Here is a 386-nt window from a genome sequence, read left to right as displayed (position 1 = left end):
GTGTATGAGAAGTTAAACACCGCACCTTTGCCGCCTTTAGTCACCCATTTCTTTTTGCCAGTGACTTTTCCCATTTTTCCTTTCCACTCTTGTTGCTTCCATTTAAACTCATTAAAGCTTAGGCCATCTCTTCTTAAATTTAGCGCTACGTTTGTTATATCTTTGCTATCAAGCACAAGGTCGTTGCCTGCGTAGATAAAGCTCTTATCATTTAGCACTTCATCTACTTTTAAATTTATATCATTGCTAGCTACTATGCTCCCTGGGATAAAATTTGCCTTATCATCTTCATTTAAAATTTCTTTGTTTATAGAGTAGTAAATTCTCTTTAGCACTTCGCGGTCTTTTGCTTTGCTAGTATCAAGTACTACTTCGTTTTTGTCGAT

The 386-nt window shown here is 36.3% G+C and carries 1 protein-coding gene; it reads right to left on the bottom strand.

Annotation, left to right across the window (positions count from 1 at the left end; translation table 11 throughout):
- Positions 1–386, bottom strand: a 386-nt coding sequence (locus UNSWCS_RS12275) for a hypothetical protein (protein WP_035144342.1), incomplete at both ends; no start/stop codon positions are given.

Origin of the sequence: Campylobacter concisus UNSWCS (assembly GCF_000466685.1) — a bacterium.
Classification (GTDB): domain Bacteria; phylum Campylobacterota; class Campylobacteria; order Campylobacterales; family Campylobacteraceae; genus Campylobacter_A; species Campylobacter_A concisus_A.
Note: the sequence above shows the minus strand (reverse complement) of the source record. Positions and strands in the feature narration are given on the sequence as shown.